The 3,654-nt window shown below is 41.0% G+C and carries 1 protein-coding gene; it reads right to left on the reverse strand.

Translation table 11 applies throughout. The features are described from left to right. Positions 1 to 163: 163 nt before the first annotated feature. Positions 164 to 1,462 (reverse strand): T9SS type A sorting domain-containing protein, encoded by a 1,299-nt coding sequence (locus tag HF312_21305; GenBank protein ID MCU7522753.1) that lies wholly within the window; start codon positions 1,460 to 1,462, stop codon positions 164 to 166. Between the last annotated feature and the right edge of the window lie 2,192 nt (positions 1,463 to 3,654).

The raw sequence follows: 3,654 nt of genomic DNA on the forward strand, positions 1-3,654 counted from the left end.
CGGTCCTATATCCCGTTACATTTTAACATCTTACAGAATCTGCAGTAACAACTGTAGTAGTAATAGTAACCCAAATTGCACTAGGGTTTTATAAAGGTTGGGATTTGGCAGAGTTTTATTCCCTGCCACACCCAACCAGACTGTTCCAAGCTTCACCTGACGCTTACTTGAGGAGGAGCATCTTCCCGCTCTTTACAAAATCATTGGTCCTGATCTCATAGATATAAGTTCCTGATGGAAGTCTTGAAGCATTGAATTCCACAGAATACCTTCCCTGCTCCTTGTACTCATTTACAAGAGTTGTAACTTCCTTTCCCAGCATGTCATAGATCTTGAGGGTCACCTTTGAAGCCTTCGGAATCTGATAGTTTATGACGGTTGAGGGGTTAAAAGGATTAGGGTAATTCTGGCTTAAGCCGTATTCCACAACAGGCTTCACATCAGAATAATTTACCTCAATAAAGCCGTTCTTTTTAAGACTACTTCCGGTTGAATAAGTTTTTGAAATTGTACTTACCACGCCTGAATGGTCAATTAGAGACATATCCGAACTTATTCTAAGCTTTACGGCCCTGTTTCCAATTCCCTTTAAGAGTAGCTTGTAGTATTCAGGCCTTTTCTTATTAACGTCCTTATTGGAATAGCTCACACCTGCAAGATTCTTCAGGACTTCTTTGGATGTGGCATCAACAAGGTCAAGCGAGTAGTTTACTACTTCACCGTCTTTAAGACTCTTCAGAACTTTAGCTGAATCGCTTGTAAAATACGAATATGAGTAGGTTAGTTCTGAATTGTCACCCACGCTGAAAGCTCTGGTTTCGATGAAATTCCTCTGTGCTTTGGCTGAGTCGCTTTCCTCATTGAAATCTACCTGACTTCCGTCCAGTCTTACATCCTTAAGATTAAAACTAAGGCCCAAGCCACCTTTTGTAATGTTTAGCCCTCTTCCTGAGATGGTCTCGGTATTTGTCTTGCCCAGAACTGAAACGGTACTTGAGCTCGAAAAGTAAAACGGGAGACTCTCGTTGTGGAAGGATTCAATGAAACTGTTGTTGAAATCGGGCCCGCCTTTTACCTGGACGTAGCTTCCTGTGTTATCGGCATAACGCACAGTGGAAGGGCTCGTGCTTTTAACGTACCTGATGTCACCGCAGTCATCACCATAGCTAAGGAAATAACCTGAAGGCCCTACCTTATCCAAACTTACTGAGACTGCATTGTTTCCAGAAGTGCCATAGGTGTAAACGCTTCCCCAGGTAGTGCTGCCGGTTTTGCCTCTGAAAAGAGCGTTCTGCAGGTAAGTTACAACGCGGTCATACCCGATCCAGCTTACCTTGGGAAGGCCTCCGGAGAGTGTAATTGAAGGATTCGTATTTACATAATAGCCGCTTCCCTGAGAGACCTCACAGGCGTTTGAAAAGGTGACTGCGTTATTGCCATCCACATCAAGCCTGTGGTACATTATCCTGCTGTCGCCATCTCCTAAGTCCTCCTGGTAGCTAAGGTGGAACTGGTTCGGATCTGTTAAGGTCTTTGACGCCACGACAGTGGGATTCGAGCAGTTTCCCGTGTAATCAATGACTCTTGAATCATTCCATGTAACAGTACTGTCCGGACCAATCGTTCCCACTCTATAGTACAGTCCGGCAGGAAAAGCATAACCCATGTTTGGCTGGCGCCATACGGCAATTACTTTTGAATTCGACTCGTTCTGTTTTATTGCTATAACAGGCTGCAGATCGTAATTGCTAAGGGGAAGATTACCTGATACCTCAACAGTGCACCTGAACTGGTTTCCAAAATTCGTGGTCAGCATTACCTTGCTGCCTGCATCATCACTGGTGTAGTAAATAATGTACTCATATGGATTCGTACCATCTGGAATGTCAATTGACGGGCTGTGAGCTACTGCAGTTCCGCTTATCGGATTAGATGGAACAAAATTCCATGTCTTCCCGTTATCCGTGGAGCTTTCCATCCAGATCTTATTCATGCTTTCATAGACCTTTTCTGAACAGCCCCCATATATGTGCACCAGTTTCTTCTGGCTGTTGTTTGAAAAGGCCGTCTGGCAACTTGACTTATTAACTGCCTTGTAATAGGCGACCAGATTTGCATTACTTGTTAATGTCCTAGTTGCCTCCCTCAAACCATCACTCCAGCACATAAATTTGTAATTATTTACATTTATAGGAGTCGATAGCGTTATGTTGTCAGTCCCTGAATAACCATATTGTGTTGGTAATACTTCAGATACTCCTGAATCATAACTCCTTGTAACATTTACTGAAAAGGGAGTCGGGGGGGTGGGCCAAGGGGCATCCACACCGTCCCCAGCTTCAATTAAACAGTTATATTTTGAAATAAGGATTATTGGTTGCCTATTGGAAGATGAGTTTTTAACTTTTAAGGTGGCAAATACTTTAAGATATATCTTTCCTATTAACTCATCTTGTTGCAAGTCAGGTACCCCTGCAAAATCCCAAGCATCCCCTTGAGGATTATATAAATAAAAATCCTTTGCTTCTGAAGGTACAGTTATTTTTTGGTATTTTACTGAATTACCATTAACATAAGGAGTACTAAATACATAAATGTTATCTGTGGCCGATTCTAGATTTATTGTAGAATTATCAATTCCATTAATATTATTATTATCTGTATATCTAATAAATTCATCTGCAATTGGGACTGTCCTTGGTTCGTAAACCAGTGCTGCTTTTATTTCCACAATTTCTAAATCAGATGAAGGATTTAAGTTAAAAATAAGGTCTTTTTTTAATCTAAACGAATGAGTATTTCTTTTTACTGATCCTCCAACTGGCATATCATACTTTCTATGTTGAAGGATTGGGGTCTCTTTTATACTAAGAACTCCCAATGGATGGTTATATAATAACTGTGTAGGTGTGGCAGTTTCGGTATGAATTGCACCAGGTAAGGGTACTGTAATAGGACCTCCTAATTGATAATCGGTACTTATTGTTCCAGTTGCCCTAAAATTAGCTTTAAAACTCAGTGGTGCTGGTTTTGAAGTTTCAGTAATTCTGCCTCCTGTCACAAAAAAATCTAAAAGACCAACACCGACACCAATGGCTCCAAGATTGGATACGAGCCAAGATTTCGAAAGAGCATCAATGGAGTGTTTAAGATTTCTCAGTGAGGGTTTTGTCGTATCTTTAATACCCTTGGCAATGTCACTTATTGTTTGTTGCCAACCCAGCCATGTTGATTGAGTACCCTGGACAGCTTTTTGAGCTAATTGAAATTCTCCACCCTGTTGAAAAAATCCACGAGTAGGAAGATTCGCAGGCTGGCTATCACCAAATGTTTGGAGAATGTCTCCTCCAATATTTAAAGATACATTTGAGGTTACCGAACCCCAAATATTAAACGAAATTCTTGTATTCTGAAACAAAGCTATATTACTTTCATAATCGACTGGGAAATCAGCGAAACTCCAGTGATTACTAACAACCCGATGATAAGCAGCACTCGAATTGTTCTTTGTACTATCTATCTTATCCTCTCCCCAAGCTGTAGGTTCAAGGTGATTTAATGCTGCAGTTCTTGCAGTAGTACCCCAGTTCATGGTGATCTGATTAATGTCAATTAAAATTACCGGTTAACGACAATTATAATTGCCGGTAGTTG

Source organism: Ignavibacteria bacterium, from assembly GCA_025612375.1.
In the GTDB taxonomy this organism is placed as follows: domain Bacteria; phylum Bacteroidota; class Ignavibacteria; order Ignavibacteriales; family SURF-24; genus JAAXKN01.

Excerpts from the sequence above, each read along its gene's own strand:
- HF312_21305 (MCU7522753.1), bottom strand. The coding sequence starts at position 1,462 with ATGTACCACAGGCTTGATGTGGATGGCAATAACGCAGTCACCTTTTCA.